The sequence below is a fragment of the Burkholderia sp. AU16741 genome (assembly GCF_002223345.1).
Classification (GTDB): Bacteria; Pseudomonadota; Gammaproteobacteria; order Burkholderiales; family Burkholderiaceae; genus Burkholderia; species Burkholderia sola.
Genome location: NZ_NKEZ01000005.1, coordinates 108,182 through 122,939, shown reverse-complemented (window position 1 = coordinate 122,939; position 14,758 = coordinate 108,182). Strand labels below are relative to the sequence as shown.

The 14,758-nt window shown below is 64.1% G+C and carries 13 protein-coding genes and 1 tRNA gene; 9 read left to right on the top strand and 5 right to left on the bottom strand.

Going from position 1 to position 14,758, the window contains the following annotated elements; genetic code table 11:
• Positions 1 to 62: 62 nt before the first annotated feature.
• The 5 genes from CFB89_RS13810 to CFB89_RS13790 all read right to left on the bottom strand — a co-directional run bounded on the left by CFB89_RS13810 (position 63) and on the right by CFB89_RS13790 (position 5,932).
• Positions 63 to 1,433 (bottom strand): site-specific integrase, encoded by a 1,371-nt coding sequence (locus CFB89_RS13810; RefSeq protein WP_089468363.1) that lies wholly within the window; start codon positions 1,431 to 1,433, stop codon positions 63 to 65.
• Between the two features lie 77 nt (positions 1,434 to 1,510).
• Positions 1,511 to 1,587 (bottom strand) — tRNA-Met (locus CFB89_RS13805).
• A gap of 159 nt (positions 1,588 to 1,746) precedes the next feature.
• Positions 1,747 to 3,405: an MFS transporter gene (locus CFB89_RS13800; protein WP_089468362.1), complete on the bottom strand. Its 1,659-nt coding sequence runs from the start codon at positions 3,403 to 3,405 to the stop codon at positions 1,747 to 1,749.
• A 227-nt stretch (positions 3,406 to 3,632) separates the two neighbouring features.
• On the bottom strand, positions 3,633 to 5,186 hold the full coding sequence (locus tag CFB89_RS13795) for a sensor histidine kinase (protein ID WP_089468361.1): 1,554 nt from the start codon (positions 5,184 to 5,186) through the stop codon (positions 3,633 to 3,635).
• Between the two features lie 17 nt (positions 5,187 to 5,203).
• Positions 5,204 to 5,932 (bottom strand): response regulator transcription factor, encoded by a 729-nt coding sequence (locus CFB89_RS13790; protein WP_089435843.1) that lies wholly within the window; start codon positions 5,930 to 5,932, stop codon positions 5,204 to 5,206.
• Between CFB89_RS13790 and CFB89_RS34860 the strand changes: the two genes are divergently transcribed.
• The 9 genes from CFB89_RS34860 (at position 5,931) to CFB89_RS13750 (ending at position 14,507) form a co-directional block, all read left to right on the top strand.
• Complete coding sequence (locus tag CFB89_RS34860) at positions 5,931 to 6,068, top strand: hypothetical protein (protein ID WP_179233432.1); 138 nt, start codon at positions 5,931 to 5,933, stop codon at positions 6,066 to 6,068. The genes CFB89_RS13790 and CFB89_RS34860 overlap by 2 nt on opposite strands.
• Positions 6,069 to 6,117: 49 nt before the next feature.
• A complete protein-coding gene (gene recA, locus CFB89_RS13785) occupies positions 6,118 to 7,188 on the top strand; it encodes a recombinase RecA (RefSeq protein WP_011546125.1) in 1,071 nt (356 codons plus the stop codon).
• Positions 7,188 to 8,081, top strand: a complete 894-nt coding sequence (recX, locus tag CFB89_RS13780; RefSeq protein WP_089468360.1) for a recombination regulator RecX — start codon at positions 7,188 to 7,190, stop codon at positions 8,079 to 8,081. The genes recA and recX overlap by 1 nt, the downstream gene beginning before the upstream one ends.
• A 146-nt stretch (positions 8,082 to 8,227) precedes the next feature.
• Positions 8,228 to 8,836: a DUF2889 domain-containing protein gene (locus CFB89_RS13775; protein ID WP_050014576.1), complete on the top strand. Its 609-nt coding sequence runs from the start codon at positions 8,228 to 8,230 to the stop codon at positions 8,834 to 8,836.
• Positions 8,837 to 8,904: 68 nt separating this feature from the next.
• Complete coding sequence (sucC, locus tag CFB89_RS13770) at positions 8,905 to 10,071, top strand: ADP-forming succinate--CoA ligase subunit beta (protein WP_006477915.1); 1,167 nt, start codon at positions 8,905 to 8,907, stop codon at positions 10,069 to 10,071.
• A gap of 69 nt (positions 10,072 to 10,140) precedes the next feature.
• Positions 10,141 to 11,022: a succinate--CoA ligase subunit alpha gene (gene sucD / locus CFB89_RS13765; RefSeq protein ID WP_006477916.1), complete on the top strand. Its 882-nt coding sequence runs from the start codon at positions 10,141 to 10,143 to the stop codon at positions 11,020 to 11,022.
• A 157-nt stretch (positions 11,023 to 11,179) separates the two neighbouring features.
• Complete coding sequence (locus CFB89_RS13760) at positions 11,180 to 11,881, top strand: TerC family protein (RefSeq protein ID WP_089468359.1); 702 nt, start codon at positions 11,180 to 11,182, stop codon at positions 11,879 to 11,881.
• A 95-nt stretch (positions 11,882 to 11,976) separates the two neighbouring features.
• A complete protein-coding gene (locus CFB89_RS13755) occupies positions 11,977 to 12,573 on the top strand; it encodes a pilin (protein ID WP_089468358.1) in 597 nt (198 codons plus the stop codon).
• 155 nt (positions 12,574 to 12,728) lie between these two features.
• Positions 12,729 to 14,507, top strand: a complete 1,779-nt coding sequence (locus CFB89_RS13750) for a Wzy polymerase domain-containing protein (protein ID WP_089468357.1) — start codon at positions 12,729 to 12,731, stop codon at positions 14,505 to 14,507.
• The last annotated feature ends 251 nt before the right edge of the window (positions 14,508 to 14,758 follow it).

Sequence of the window (14,758 nt, the reverse complement as noted above, 5' to 3'; positions counted from 1 at the left end):
AAAAGAATAAGTGTTACTTTGCCGTCTCGGGTGCCTGTAAAATTCTACAGGTTGACACGGGGTTAGTGAAAAATCTTGATGGGGTAGCTGAGCTTATCCATCGTCTCTTTCAAAATTTTCAACGGTTTTGCTTGTTGATAATTTTGAAAATGGGGTGATGAAAAATCGACCTTTGCTTGCTCGTAGTGTCCAACAATCGCCATAAGAATAGCGGGATGAACATGCAGATTAGTCATCGAATTAATGAAAGTTGTGCGGAAAGAGTGGAATACTTTTCGGTCATCTTTGATTTCAAGTTTGTCTAAATATTCGCCAAAACGCCGAGACATATTTTTAGAAAATCCATTCTTCCCATCTTTGAGGTGAGGGAAAAGATGTGTTGCTTTCGTCGCCTTGACTTGTTCAACGTAGCTCAAAAATTTGGAATTCAGGACAACATCAGGCAGGGGGATTTTGCGAACTGAGTTCGAATTTTTCGCCGCGTCATGCTGAATATCAAACACCAAAACACCGTCGACTTTAGTAATTTGGTCAAGTCTCAGGCTTGCCAGTTCTTCCACGCGTGCACCAGTGTACAGGCTCAAAAATGGCAACCAATGATAATCAGGCTTTTTGAGAAAATCCCTGTACTTCAATTCCTCAAAAATTAATTTCAGGTCCTCATCTTCGAATGGTTTATAAGAGCGAACCTGTTTTTTTAGTTTTGCCTTGGTTGAAATCTTAACACGCTCAAACGGGTTGCTGGCAAAAAACAGATTATTGTTGATCGCGTATTCGAATAGTGAGCGCAGGAACGAGGTTTTTGCATTAATGGCACTTGCAGACCCATTAGAGGCCAGCAGGCGGTTCTTATAGGCTACCGCCTCATTAGGGGTGTACTGATTAATATCGAGATCACCGAAAAAAGATTTGAACTCGTCGTAAACCCGCTCTTTGTCATAGAGGGTTTTCGCAACGTTGTCAATTTTCTTCTCAGTGAGATAGAGATTCGCAACTGTGCTAAATAATTCGCTTTTCTGCGTAGCACGTTGTCCTTGGACAATGCCTTTAGGCAAGTTCCCAGACATCTCCCCCATGCTTGGGGGCTGGGGGGAAGAAGCTAATTTGGATGCCAATTCAGCCGTGCTGAGTTGGCTAAATTGAGCAGGCGTTAGCCCCAGTTTTTCGATAATTTGAGAAACAATATCAATGTCACCCGATTTGACATCTTTGAAATTCACGGTCCCTGAGGGGCTGATTTCAACATCCAGTTTTTTAATATTACTGGGGTCAAATTCGTTCATCGCAAGCTTCATGTTCAGGTCTAGTGCATGAATTCTAGCCTGCTTGAAGTCCTTGGTTCCAAGGGACCAACGGTACTTTTTCTTGTTGCGAATGATTCTCAGGTAGTAAACGCCGTGGCGTGACTTATACAGACGGGGCAACTTGTGCATGGGAATGACCCACCAAGTGACCCACCGAATGAGAAAAGCCCAGCATAACCTATTGATTATGCTGGGCTTTTTGAAGATGGTGGCGAATCAGGGATTCGAACCCCGGACCTGCGGATTATGATTCCGTCGCTCTAACCGACTGAGCTAATTCGCCGTGAAGACTTGAATTATGTCGATCGGCCGGTCGGCTGTCAATACCTTTTTCCATCTTTCCCGAAAAAAGATGCCAGCCGCCGTGCCGATCTCCATCGCGGGCGGCAGCCGGTCACCGGAAGGAGCACCTCCGCCGGCCGTCCCCGCCGCGGACCCAACATCAATCCTGCGCGTAGATGTCCGAGTCCTTCGTCTCCTTGACGAACAGCAGGCCGATCACGAACGTGGCCAGCGCGATCACGATCGGATACCAGAGGCCCGAGTAGATGTCGCCCTTCGCCGCGACGATCGCGAACGCGGTCGCCGGCAGGAAGCCGCCGAACCACCCGTTGCCGATGTGATAGGGCAGCGACATCGACGTGTAGCGGATCCGCGTCGGGAACATCTCGACCAGCATCGCGGCGATCGGGCCGTAGACCATCGTCACGTAGATCACGAGGATCGTCAGGATCACGATCGTCATCGGCCAGTTGAGCTGCGCCGGGTCCGCTTTCGCCGGGTAGCCGGCCCCCTTCAGCGTCGATGCGAGCGTTTTGTCGAACGCCGCGCCCTGCGCCTTCGCGTCGGCCGCCTTGCCGTCGTAAGTCGGGAGCACCGTGTCGCCGACCTTGATCTGGGCCTGCGTCCCGGCCGGCGCCGCGACGTTCTCGTAGTTCAGGCCGGCCTTGGCGAGCGCGCTCTTCGCGATGTCGCACGAGCTGGTGAACTTCGACGTGCCCACCGGGTTGAACTGGAACGAGCAGGTGGCCGGATCGGCGATGACCGTGATCGGCGCCTTCTGCGTCGCGAGTTCGAGCTGCGGGTTCGCGTAGTGCGTGAGCGCCTTGAACAGCGGGAAGTAGGTCAGCGCCGCGATCAGGCAGCCCGCGAGGATGATCGGCTTGCGGCCGATCTTGTCCGACAGCGACCCGAAGAACAGGAAGAACGGCGTGCCGATCAGCAGCGCGATCGCGATCAGGATGTTCGCGCTCGCGCCGTCGACCTTCAGCGTCTGCGTGAGGAAGAACAGCGCGTAGAACTGGCCCGTGTACCACACGACGGCCTGGCCGGCCGTCAGGCCGATGAGCGCGAGGATCACGATCTTCAGGTTCTTCCACTGGCCGAATGCCTCGGTCAGCGGCGCCTTCGACGTCTTGCCTTCCGCCTTGATGCGCAGGAACACCGGCGATTCGTTCAGTTGCAGCCGGATCCACACCGACACCCCGAGCAGCAGGATCGACGCGACGAACGGCACGCGCCAGCCCCAGCTGCCGAACGCTTCCTCGCCGATGAACGTGCGCACGCCGAGGATCACGAGCAGCGACAGGAACAGGCCGAGCGTGGCCGTCGTCTGGATCCACGCGGTGTAGAAGCCGCGCCGGTTGGCCGGCGCATGCTCGGCGACGTAGGTCGCCGCGCCGCCGTACTCGCCGCCGAGCGCGAGGCCCTGCAACAGCCGCATCGCGATGAAGATCACGGGCGCGGCGATGCCGATCGACGCGTAGCCGGGCAGGAAGCCGACCACGAACGTCGAGACGCCCATGATCACGATCGTCACGAGGAACGTGTGCTTGCGGCCGACGAGGTCGCCGAGCCGGCCGAACACGATCGCGCCGAACGGCCGCACCGCGAAGCCGGCCGCGAAGCCGAGCAGCGTGAAGATGAACGCGGCGGTCGGATTGACGCCGGAGAAGAAGCTCTTGCTGATGTAGGCCGCGAGCGAGCCGGCCAGGTAAAAGTCGTACCACTCGAACACGGTGCCGAGCGACGACGCGAAGATCACCTTCTTCTCTTCGCCCGTCATCGGCGAGTGCGAAATTTGCCCGCCTAACGTTGCCATGAATCGTCTCCAAGTCCCTTGATATAGATGTGCGGCCGCCGTGGGAGGGGCGGGCCTGTCGACGATTATTGGCACGGAAACTTACGGCCCACTGACTCGCTCGTACAAAACGACTGCGCGTTAACCCGTGTCGAATCGGTCGCTTCGCGTGTCGATCATGGCGCGAACGGCCGGTAAATCGCCGGTTTCGACGGGGTTGCGCCGATTCGCGGCGGCGCGCGTCAGGGTTAATCCGGGGCGGTGTCGGTCAGCGGCAGGCTGATGCGCACGAGCGTGCCGGCGAGGCGCGGTGCGTGTTGGTAGACGTGATCGTCGAGCGTCAGCGTGCCGCCGTGCTGAGTGGCGATCTCGCGCACGATCGCGAGCCCGAGGCCGCTGCCGTCGCCTTCGCGGCCGAGGATCCGGTAGAAGCGCTCGACCACGCGCTCGCGCTCGCCGGCCGGGATGCCGGGGCCCGTATCCTCGACTTCGAGATGGACGCGCCGCGCCGCGCGTTCGGCACGCACGCGCACCGTGATGCGGCCGCCTTCCGGCGTATAGCGGATCGCGTTGTCGACCAGGTTGCCGAGCATCTCGCGCAGCATCACCGGATTGCCGTCGACGTCGAGCGGCGCGTCGTCGTCCGGCCCTTCGTAACCGAGGTCCATCCGTTTCGCGAGCGCGGCCTGCACCCAGTCGCGCACCGTGCGCCGCGCGAGCGCGCCGATCTCGACCGGCTCGAACGTGAGCCCGCTCGCGCGGTTCTCGGCACGCGCGAGCGCGAGCAGTTGCGTGACGAGCCGCGCGGCCTGTTCGGAACTCGTCGCGATCTGCTCGAGCGAGCGCTGCACGTCGGGCGGCACCGGGTGGCGCAGCGCGAATTCGGCCTGCGTGCGCAGGCCCGCGAGCGGTGTCTTCATCTGGTGGGCGGCGTCGGCGATGAAGCGTTTCTGCAGCGCCATGTTCTGTTCGAGCCGCGCGAGCAGGTCGTTGAACGACGTGACGAGCGGTTCGATCTCGGGCGGCGCGCGCTGCGCCTCGACGGGCGACAGGTCGTCGGGCCGCCGCGCGCGGATGTGCGCCTGCAGCGCATTGAGCGGCGCGAGCCCGCGCGACAGCCCGAACCACACGAGCAGGATCGCGAGCGGCAGGATCACGAATTGCGGCAGGATCACGCCCTTGATGATGTCGTTCGCGAGCGCGTTGCGCTTGTCGAGCGTCTCGCCGACCTGCACGAGCACGGGCTGCGTGCCGCTCGCCTGCGGCAGCGCGACGGTCGTATATGCGACGCGCACGTCGTTGCCGCGCAGCAGATCGTCGCGGAACACGACGACGCCCGGCGGCGGGCGGTCCTCGTCGCGCGGCAGCGGCATGTCGGCCTCTCCCGCGACCAGTTCGCCGCGCGTGCCGAGCACCTGGAAGTAGACGCTGTCGATGTTGTCGGCGCGCAGGAAGTCGCGCGTCTGTTCCGGCAGCGTCAGCTCGGCGACGCCGTTGACCGGATGGATCTGCCGGGCGAGCACGTACGCATTGGTTTCGAGCGCGCGGTCGAACGGGCTGTTCGCGATCGTCTTCGCGACGAGATAGGTGACGGCGATGCTCATCGGCCACAGCAGCAGCAGCGGCGCGAGCATCCAGTCGAGAATTTCGCCGAACAGCGAGCGCGGCCGCGGCGTTTCGGGCGATTCGGTTTCGTCGGGCGGCGCGAACGGGTTCTCGTAGCGGGCGTCGCGCGCCTCGTCGGCAGCCGACGACGGCGCGCCGGTCGGGGGGCGGGAAGGGGAATGGGCCGGCGTGGCCATCGCGGCGCCGTCCGGCGTCAGCGCAGCGGCGTGCCGGCGGCCGCGGGCTGGGACGCTGCCGTGTCGGCCGGCGTCGCGGGCGCGACCTTCTCGAGGCAATAGCCGAGGCCGCGCACGGTCGAGATCCGCACGCCGCTCGGTTCGATCTTCTTGCGCAGCCGGTGCACGTAGACTTCGATCGCGTTGTTGCTGACTTCCTCGCCCCATTCGCACAGGTGATCGACGAGCTGTTCCTTCGACACGAGGCGGCCGATCCGCTGCAGCAGCACCTCGAGCAGGCCGAGTTCGCGCGCGGAGAGATCGAGCACGTGATCGTTCGCATACGCGATGCGGCCGACCTGGTCGAATGCGAGCGAACCGTGGCGCACGACCGTCGGGCCGCCGCCCGCGCCGCGCCGGGTCAGCGCGCGCACGCGCGCCTCGAGCTCGTTGAGCGCGAACGGCTTGGCCATGTAGTCGTCGGCGCCGAGGTCGAGCCCCTTCACGCGTTCGTCGACGCTGTCGGCGGCGGTCAGGATCAGCACGGGGAGATTGGAATTGCGCGCGCGCAGGCGCTTGAGCACGTCGAGCCCGGACATTTTCGGCAGCCCGAGATCGAGGATCAGCAGGTCGAAAGTCTGCATCGACAGCGCGGTGTCGGCATCGACGCCGCTCTTCACGTGATCGACGGCATAGCCCGATTGGCGGAGTGACCGGGTGAGGCCGTCCGCGAGTATGCTGTCGTCTTCGGCGATGAGAATTCGCATGTTGCTGACCGATGCCGGCACGTTCGCGCCGGCGCGGCTGTCTCCGAAGTTATTCGTGTACAACGCAACCCGCATTGCGGGCTTGCATAAACCACTGTTTTTTTATACAGTGTCTGCATTCGTGGGCAGCGCTTGATGCGGGCGCGCCTCCAACAGACGCTGCTCATCATAGCAAAGGACGATTCATGGAAGATAGCAAGAAGGGCTCCGGGATGACCGCCGAGAAGAGCAAGGCGCTGGCGGCCGCGCTCGCGCAGATCGAGAAGCAGTTCGGCAAGGGCTCGATCATGCGCATGGGCGACGGCGAGGCGGCCGAGAATATCCAGGTCGTCTCCACGGGGTCGCTGGGTCTCGACATCGCGCTGGGCGTCGGCGGCCTGCCGCGCGGCCGGGTGGTCGAGATCTACGGTCCGGAATCGTCCGGTAAAACCACGCTCACGCTGCAGGTCATCGCCGAACTGCAGAAGATCGGCGGCACGGCAGCCTTCATCGACGCCGAGCACGCGCTCGACGTCCAGTACGCGTCGAAGCTCGGCGTGAACGTGCCGGAGCTGCTGATCTCGCAGCCGGACACCGGCGAGCAGGCGCTCGAAATCACCGATGCGCTGGTGCGCTCGGGCTCGATCGACATGATCGTCATCGACTCGGTCGCGGCGCTCGTGCCGAAGGCCGAAATCGAAGGCGAGATGGGTGATTCGCTGCCGGGTCTGCAGGCCCGCCTGATGTCGCAGGCGCTGCGCAAGCTGACCGGCACGATCAAGCGCACGAACTGCCTCGTGATCTTCATCAACCAGATCCGGATGAAGATTGGCGTGATGTTCGGCAACCCGGAAACCACGACGGGCGGCAACGCACTGAAGTTCTACTCGTCGGTGCGTCTCGACATTCGCCGGATCGGCTCGATCAAGAAAAACGACGAGGTGATCGGCAACGAAACCCGCGTGAAGGTCGTCAAGAACAAGGTGTCGCCGCCGTTCCGCGAAGCGATCTTCGACATCCTGTACGGAGAAGGCATTTCGCGCCAGGGCGAGATCATCGATCTCGGCGTGCAGGCGAAGATCGTCGACAAGGCCGGCGCCTGGTATAGCTACAACGGCGAGAAGATTGGCCAGGGCAAGGACAACGCGCGTGAATTCCTGCGCGAGAATCCGGAAATCGCACGCGAGATCGAGAACCGCATTCGCGAATCGCTCGGTGTCGTCAGCATGCCCGATGGCGTAGCCAACGAAGCCGAGGCTCTGGACGAAGAAGAGTGATGGTTGTGCGCCGAGGCCGGGCTGGCGAGCCGGAGGAGCGCGACACGTCCGAAACGGCGGGTCGCTCCGGCCGGCGAGCCGGCCCCTCGGGCGCCAGCCGGCCGGACGCAGGCGGCAACGCCGCGAACCGCACCGCGACGAGGGCATCCGACGATGCCCTCGTTTCGTTTGAGATTGCCGCGCCGGACGATCCGTTCGAAGACGATGAATCGTTCGACGCGCATGATCGCTCCCGCCGTCGGGTGTCCGGTGTCCGCTTCCCGGGCGATCGCGCCGCGGACGATCGCGCAGCCGATGCGCCCGCGACCGAAGATGTCTATACGCGCAGCAGCCAGCATCCGCGCCGCACCCATCGCGCATCCGGCACGGCTTTCGGCGCATCTTCCGGCGGCGCTGCTTCAAGCGATGCGCCGGGCGCCGGCGAACGCAAGTCGTCGAAGCCGCCGCGGTCGTTGAAGGGGCGCGCGCTCGGCTACCTGTCGAGGCGCGAATACAGCCGTGCGGAGCTTGCGCGCAAGCTCGCCCCCTACGTCGGCGAAGACGAATCCGTCGACCCGGTGCTCGATGTACTGGAGAAGGAAGGCTGGCTGTCCGACGCGCGCTTTGCCGAGAGCCTCGTGCATCGCCGCGCGTCGCGCGTCGGTGTCGCACGCATCGTCAGCGAACTGAAGCGCCATGCGGTCGGCGACAGTCTCGTCGAAGAGGTGAATGCCCAATTGCGCGAGACCGAGTGGAGCCGCGCGCAGGCCGTCTGGCGCAAGAAATTCGGTGCACTGCCGCAAACGCCCGCGGAGCGCGCGAAGCAGGCGCGCTTCCTGGCCGCGCGCGGCTTCTCGAGCGCGACGATCGTGAAGCTGCTGAAGGTGGGCGACGATTTTCCGATCGACGACTGAGTGGCCCGGTCGCGCGCGTGGCGCGCGATTTTGCTGCATCGCAACCGCTTCCGGACAGGCGGGAATACCCGCCGTCGGGGCCGAATGCCTCAAATACCCAATATGCTAAAATCCACGGGTTTTCCTCTTCGGCCTCAACCTCCAGCATGCCGCTATCCGAGCCCGTGCCCCGTCAGTTGCGACATCGACGCGCAATCCGAGCGGAAGCCTACGAGCGCGGCGACGGCTTGTGGGACATCGAAGCCTGCCTGACCGACCACAAGCCGCGCGATGTCGCGCTTGCGTCGGGCATCCGGCCCCAGGGCCTGCCGATCCACGAACTCTGGCTGCGCGTGACCATCGATCGTGACCTCAATGTCGTCGACGCCGAAGCGTCTTCGGAATGGGTGCCCTATCCCGGTCACTGTCAATCCGCTTCCCCCGCCTATCGGGCCCTCATCGGGCTCAATCTCTTCCGCAATTTCCGCCGCAACGCGAACCGGCTGCTCGCCGGCGTCGCAGGCTGTTCCCATCTCACCGAACTGTGCGCCGTGCTGCCGACGGCCGCGATCCAGGCGTTCGCCGGTGATGTATGGAACGTGCGCGAGGAGGGCGGCGAAGGCCCGGATCATGACGGCGTGCACGCCGAACCGCCTTTCCAGCTCGGCCGCTGCCGCGCGCTGCGATTCGATGGCGAGGTCGTGCGGCAGTACTACCCGCGCTGGTATGGCCCGATTCGGCCGGATCTGCCCGGTGAAGGCAGCACGAAGGAATGAACGGAAATCATTCGAAGAAGCGTCTTAAGCGACATTTCATCCAACTCTCAGACTGAAGGGAATCACGCATGAAGATTCACGAGTACCAGGGTAAGGAAATCCTGCGGAAATTCGGCGTCGCGGTACCGCGCGGCAAGCCGGCGTTCTCGGTGGACGAGGCCGTCAAGGTGGCGGAAGAGCTCGGCGGCCCGGTTTGGGTCGTGAAGGCTCAGATTCACGCGGGTGGCCGTGGCAAGGGCGGCGGCGTGAAGGTGGCGAAGTCGATCGAGCAGGTGCGCGAATACGCGAACCAGATCCTCGGCATGCAGCTCGTCACGCACCAGACCGGCCCGGAAGGCCAGAAGGTCAACCGCCTGATGATCGAAGAGGGCGCCGACATCAAGCAGGAACTGTACGTCAGCCTTGTCGTCGACCGCATCTCGCAGAAGATCGTGCTGATGGGTTCGAGCGAAGGCGGCATGGACATCGAAGAAGTCGCCGAAAAGCACCCGGAACTGATCCACAAGGTCATCGTCGAGCCGTCGACGGGCCTGCTGGACGCGCAGGCAGACGACCTCGCCGCGAAGATCGGCGTGCCGGCCGCATCGATTCCGCAAGCGCGCGCGATCCTGCAAGGCCTGTACAAGGCATTCTGGGAAACCGACGCATCGCTGGCTGAAATCAACCCGCTGAACGTCTCCGGCGACGGCAAGGTCACCGCACTCGACGCGAAGTTCAACTTCGACTCGAACGCGCTGTTCCGTCACCCGGAAATCGTCGCGTACCGCGATCTGGACGAGGAAGATCCGGCTGAAATCGAAGCGTCGAAGTTCGACCTCGCGTACATCTCGCTCGACGGCAACATCGGCTGCCTCGTGAACGGCGCGGGCCTCGCGATGGCGACGATGGACACCATCAAGCTGTTCGGCGGCGAACCGGCGAACTTCCTGGACGTCGGCGGCGGCGCGACGACCGAGAAGGTCACGGAAGCGTTCAAGCTGATGCTGAAGAACCCGGACCTGAAGGCGATTCTCGTGAACATCTTCGGCGGCATCATGCGCTGCGACGTGATCGCGGAAGGCGTGATCGCCGGTTCGAAGGCCGTGAACCTGAACGTGCCGCTCGTCGTGCGCATGAAGGGCACGAACGAGGACCTCGGCAAGAAGATGCTGGCCGATTCGGGCCTGCCGATCATCTCGGCGGACAGCATGGAAGAGGCTGCGCAGAAGGTCGTCGCGGCTGCCGCAGGCAAGTAAGCACGCGCTAATGAACACGTAGGGCGGCGCGGTTTGCACGCGACGCCCATCGAACAGAGGTCAAAATACATGTCGATTCTGATCAACAAGGACACGAAGGTCATCACGCAGGGCATTACCGGCAAAACCGGTCAGTTCCATACGCGCGCCTGCCGTGAATACGCAAACGGCCGCGAAGCATTCGTCGCGGGCGTGAACCCGAAGAAGGCCGGCGAAGACTTCGAAGGCATTCCGATCTACGCGAGCGTCAAGGAAGCGAAGGCGGAAACCGGCGCGACCGTGTCGGTCATCTACGTGCCGCCGGCAGGCGCGGCGGCTGCGATCTGGGAAGCGGTCGAAGCCGACCTGGATCTCGCGATCTGCATCACGGAAGGCATTCCCGTGCGCGACATGATCGAAGTGAAGGACCGCATGCGTCGCGAAGGCCGCAAGACGCTGCTGCTCGGGCCGAACTGCCCGGGCACGATCACGCCGGACGAACTGAAGATCGGCATCATGCCGGGTCACATCCACCGCAAGGGTCGTATCGGCGTCGTGTCGCGTTCGGGCACGCTGACGTATGAAGCGGTTGCCCAGCTGACGGCACTCGGCCTCGGCCAGTCGTCGGCAGTCGGTATCGGCGGCGACCCGATCAACGGTCTGAAGCACATCGACGTGATGAAGATGTTCAACGACGATCCGGATACGGATGCGGTCGTGATGATCGGCGAAATCGGCGGTCCGGACGAAGCCAACGCCGCCGAGTGGATCAAGGACAACATGAAGAAGCCGGTCGTCGGCTTCATCGCGGGCGTCACGGCGCCTCCGGGCAAGCGCATGGGCCACGCCGGCGCGCTGATCTCGGGCGGTGCGGATACGGCCGAAGCGAAGCTGGAAATCATGGAAGCGTGCGGCATCACCGTCACGCGCAACCCGTCGGAAATGGGCCGTCTGCTGAAGAAGGCGCTGTAAGTATTTCCATCGGGTCCGTCCTGCAGAAAACGCCGGCTTTGCCGGCGTTTTTTGTTATGCTCCCGCAATGAATTCGTAAGCACCGGGCATGTGCGCTGCATGTGCCGACGATGAACCGGGTCGCCCGCGAGGCGGCCGCTGCCCTTTCCTCACCGCCATGCTCGAATTCCTGACCTCGCTGCACTGGGGCGCCATTCTCCAGATCGTCATCATCGATATCCTGCTCGGCGGCGACAACGCGGTCGTGATCGCGCTTGCGTGCCGCAACCTGCCGGCGAACCAGCGGCTGCGCGGGGTCGTCTGGGGCACCGCGGGGGCGATCCTGCTGCGCGTCGCGCTGATCACGTTCGCGGTCGCGCTGCTCGACGTGCCGTTCCTGAAGCTCGGCGGCGGGTTGTTGCTGCTGTGGATCGGCATCAAGCTGATGGCGCCGGCCGCCGACGCGCACGACAACATCAAGCCGGCCGACCGGCTGTGGGATGCCGTGAAGACGATCGTGATCGCCGATGCGGTCATGAGCCTCGACAACGTGATCGCGATCGCCGGCGCGGCCGAGCAGGCCGACCCGTCGCACCGGATCGCGCTCGTGATCTTCGGGCTCATTGTCAGCGTGCCGATCATCGTGTGGGGCAGCACGCTGGTGCTGAAGCTGCTCGACCGGTTCCCGGTCGTCGTGGCGCTCGGCGCCGGGCTGCTCGGCTGGATCGCGGGTGGGCTGATCGTGAACGACCCGGTCGGCGACCGCTGGCCGGTGCTCGATACGCCGGAAGTGGTCTACGGCGCGAGCATCGTCGGCGCACTGTTCGTCGTCGCGATCGGTTACGCGCTCAGGAAACGCCGCGGCGTGCCGCAGCACTGACTGGCCATCCGGCTGACTGCCGGCTTCGCTGCCCGCTGGCTACGATCGAGACGCCTGCCTTTGTCGGCAGGCGTTTTTCGTTTCCGGAGCCTGCCATGTTCGAAGCCTTTTCCGTTTCCCTGTTCCGTCGCGTTGCCGCCGATCTGCGGCGCGCGAACCGGCCGTCGCCGCGCTGGCGGCTGGCCGGCTTCACGTTGATCGAACTGATGATCGTGCTCGCGATCGTCGGCGTCGTCGCGGCCTATGCGATTCCCGCGTACCAGGATTACCTCGCGCGGTCGCGCGTCGGCGAGGGGCTTGCGCTCGCGTCGTCGGCGCGGCTCGCGGTCGCCGACAATGCGGCGAGCGGCGCGAGCCTCGACGGCGGCTATAGTCCACCCACCTCGACCCGCAACGTCGAATCGGTTTCGATCGACGCCAATACCGGCCAGATCACGGTCGCGTTCACCGCCCGGGTCGCCGCGGCCGGCACAAATACGCTGGTGCTCGTGCCGTCCGCGCCCGACAAGGCCGATGCGCCCACCGCGCGCGTGCCGCTCAAAAAGGGGTCGATACAAGCGGGCGCGATTGCGTGGGAATGTTTCGCCGCCGGGAAGGACGCATCGTCGCTGCCGGCGCCCGGCGCGGGGCCGTTGCCCGGTAACGCCGCGACGCTGCCCGCGAAATATGCGCCCGCGGAGTGCCGTGCATAAGGCTGGCGGAGCCGGAGGAGGGCGGCGCATGCGGCCTGCCGGCCGCCGCTTCGGCCGGCGGGGCTGCGGCTGCGCGCCGGCTCGCGGAGCGACAGCCCCGCACAGAGCAGGGAAAGTTTTGTATAGTGCGCCGGTTGCTGACACCCGGTTCGCTCATGCCTTCTACTTTTTCCCGTTCGTTGCCGCTCGTTGCGCTGGCTGTCGCCCTGATCGTGCCGTACGCGATCACGAATCATACGTATCCGATCCCGACCTTCTATTCCGAGTTTTCCGCGCTGGTGCTGTATCTGCTGGTGGGCGTGTCCGTCGTGCTGCTCGCGCGCACCGGCCGCCCCGCCCAGCCGTTTGCCGCGCCGGCCGCGTTCGCGGCGCCGCTTGGTTTTGCGGTGGTGCTGATCGCGCAGGTCGCGCTGATCCCGCTCAAGGTGCCGTCGATGAACTGGCTGGCGGTCGGCTATCTCGCCGCCGCGCTGGTCGCGATGCAGGCCGGGTATACGCTTGCGCGCGACGGGATGGCGGAAATCGTGTCGCGGATGATGGCCGGGGCGCTGCTCGTGGGCGGCGTATTCGCGGTCGGCGCCCAGATCGTGCAGCTATTCCACCTGGAATCGGCCGTCTCGCCATTCGTCGTGGTATACAACATCGCGGTCGATCGCCGCCCGTACGGCAACATGGCGCAGGCGAACCACCTGGCCAGCTACATCGCCTTCGCGCTCGCGGGTGCGCTGTATCTGGTGCAGACGCGCCGGCTCGCGGTGTGGGCATGGCTCACGCTGTCGCTCGTGCTGTCGGTCGGTCTTGCGCTGACGGTGTCGCGCGGGCCGTGGCTGCAAGTCGCGGTGATGGTGGTCGCGGGCTTCTGGATGGCCTGGGTCGAATCGCGCCGCACGCCGGGCAATGCGCGTGCGTGGCTGATACCGGTCGTGCTCGCGGTCGCGTTCATCGCGGTGAACGTCGCCGTGCGCTGGGCCAACGTGCACTACCACCTGAATCTCGCGGAGTCGGCAGCCGACCGGATGCGCGATGCCGGGCAGATCGCGCCGCGCCTCGCGCTGTGGAAGTACGGGCTCGCGATGTTCCGCGAACATCCGCTGCTCGGGGTCGGCTGGGGCGAATTCCCGTCGCACCAGTTCGCGCTCGTGCGCACGCTCGGCGGCGTCGAGATCGCGAACAACGCGCACGACATCTTCATCGACCTGCTCGCGAAGTCCGGTCTCGTCGGGCTCGGCGTGCTCGCCGTCACGCTCGTCACGTGGTTCGTGCGCGCGGTGCGGGCGCCGCAGTCGAGCATGCGCGTGTTCGGCTTCGCGCTGATCGGCATCCTGCTGATGCATGCGCTGGTCGAGTATCCGCAGCAATACATGTTCTTCCTGCTGCCGGCGATGTTCGTGATCGGGCTGCTCGAGGTGAAGCCGCTGCGTATCCTGCCGGGGCGTGCGGCGTTCGGGCTGTTCGCGGTGTTGTCGTTCGGCGGCGTGCTGGCGGCGGTGCCCGTGCTGCGCGACTATCAGCGCGCGGAAGTGCTGTATTACGGCAGCAACCCGGCCGCGCAGTACCGCGATGCGCCGTCGCTGCTGTTCGGCGCGTGGGGCGATTACGGTGCGGCGACGCTGCTGACCATTTCGCCGGACAACCTGCCGCTCAAGCTCGCCGCGCATGAGCGCGCGATCGCGCTGCTGCCCGGCGAGACGGTGCTGCGCCGCTATGCGGTGCTGCAGGCGCTGGCCGGCCGCGAAGCCGATGCGCTCGATACCGTCGCGCGCCTGCACGTGTTTGCGAAGGAATTGAAGGACTGGCCGCAACAGCTGGCCGCGTTGTACAAGCTGTGCGACCAGGAGCCTGCGCTGAAGACGTTCAGGGCGGCGATCGTCGCGAAGTACGGGGAAGCGCCGGCCGACGAGGGCGACGATTCGGACGACGACGATTCGGATTGATGCGTGTCGTGCGCGCCGGAACGGGGCACTCCGGCGTCTACCGGGCCGCGGTGACGACGACTGACGCCGGAGCAACACGGCCCGGCGCATGGCGCCAATCCGGTCGGGTATCGATTACGTCGCGGATCGCGTGGATTCCGGCCGAATGGGTGACGATTCGCGTCAACCATTGTCAAATCGCCGCCGCTGACCGGGCGGCGCGTGCACAATGCGCGAAAGCCCTCGCGTGCCGCCGGCGCGGGGCGTAGCCG

Bases quoted from the DNA above. Each gene is read 5' to 3' on its own strand.
- CFB89_RS13760 (WP_089468359.1), top strand. From the start codon at position 11,180: ATGCTCGAATTCCTGACCTCGCTGCACTGGGGCGCCATTCTCCAGATC.
- CFB89_RS13775 (WP_050014576.1), top strand. From the start codon at position 8,228: ATGCCGCTATCCGAGCCCGTGCCCCGTCAGTTGCGACATCGACGCGCA.
- CFB89_RS13800 (WP_089468362.1), bottom strand. From the start codon at position 3,405: ATGGCAACGTTAGGCGGGCAAATTTCGCACTCGCCGATGACGGGCGAA.
- CFB89_RS13755 (WP_089468358.1), top strand. From the start codon at position 11,977: ATGTTCGAAGCCTTTTCCGTTTCCCTGTTCCGTCGCGTTGCCGCCGAT.
- recA (WP_011546125.1), top strand. From the start codon at position 6,118: ATGGAAGATAGCAAGAAGGGCTCCGGGATGACCGCCGAGAAGAGCAAG.
- CFB89_RS13810 (WP_089468363.1), bottom strand. From the start codon at position 1,433: ATGCACAAGTTGCCCCGTCTGTATAAGTCACGCCACGGCGTTTACTAC.
- CFB89_RS13750 (WP_089468357.1), top strand. From the start codon at position 12,729: ATGCCTTCTACTTTTTCCCGTTCGTTGCCGCTCGTTGCGCTGGCTGTC.
- sucC (WP_006477915.1), top strand. From the start codon at position 8,905: ATGAAGATTCACGAGTACCAGGGTAAGGAAATCCTGCGGAAATTCGGC.
- CFB89_RS13795 (WP_089468361.1), bottom strand. From the start codon at position 5,186: ATGGCCACGCCGGCCCATTCCCCTTCCCGCCCCCCGACCGGCGCGCCG.
- recX (WP_089468360.1), top strand. From the start codon at position 7,188: ATGGTTGTGCGCCGAGGCCGGGCTGGCGAGCCGGAGGAGCGCGACACG.
- sucD (WP_006477916.1), top strand. From the start codon at position 10,141: ATGTCGATTCTGATCAACAAGGACACGAAGGTCATCACGCAGGGCATT.
- CFB89_RS13790 (WP_089435843.1), bottom strand. From the start codon at position 5,932: ATGCGAATTCTCATCGCCGAAGACGACAGCATACTCGCGGACGGCCTC.
- CFB89_RS34860 (WP_179233432.1), top strand. From the start codon at position 5,931: ATGTTGCTGACCGATGCCGGCACGTTCGCGCCGGCGCGGCTGTCTCCG.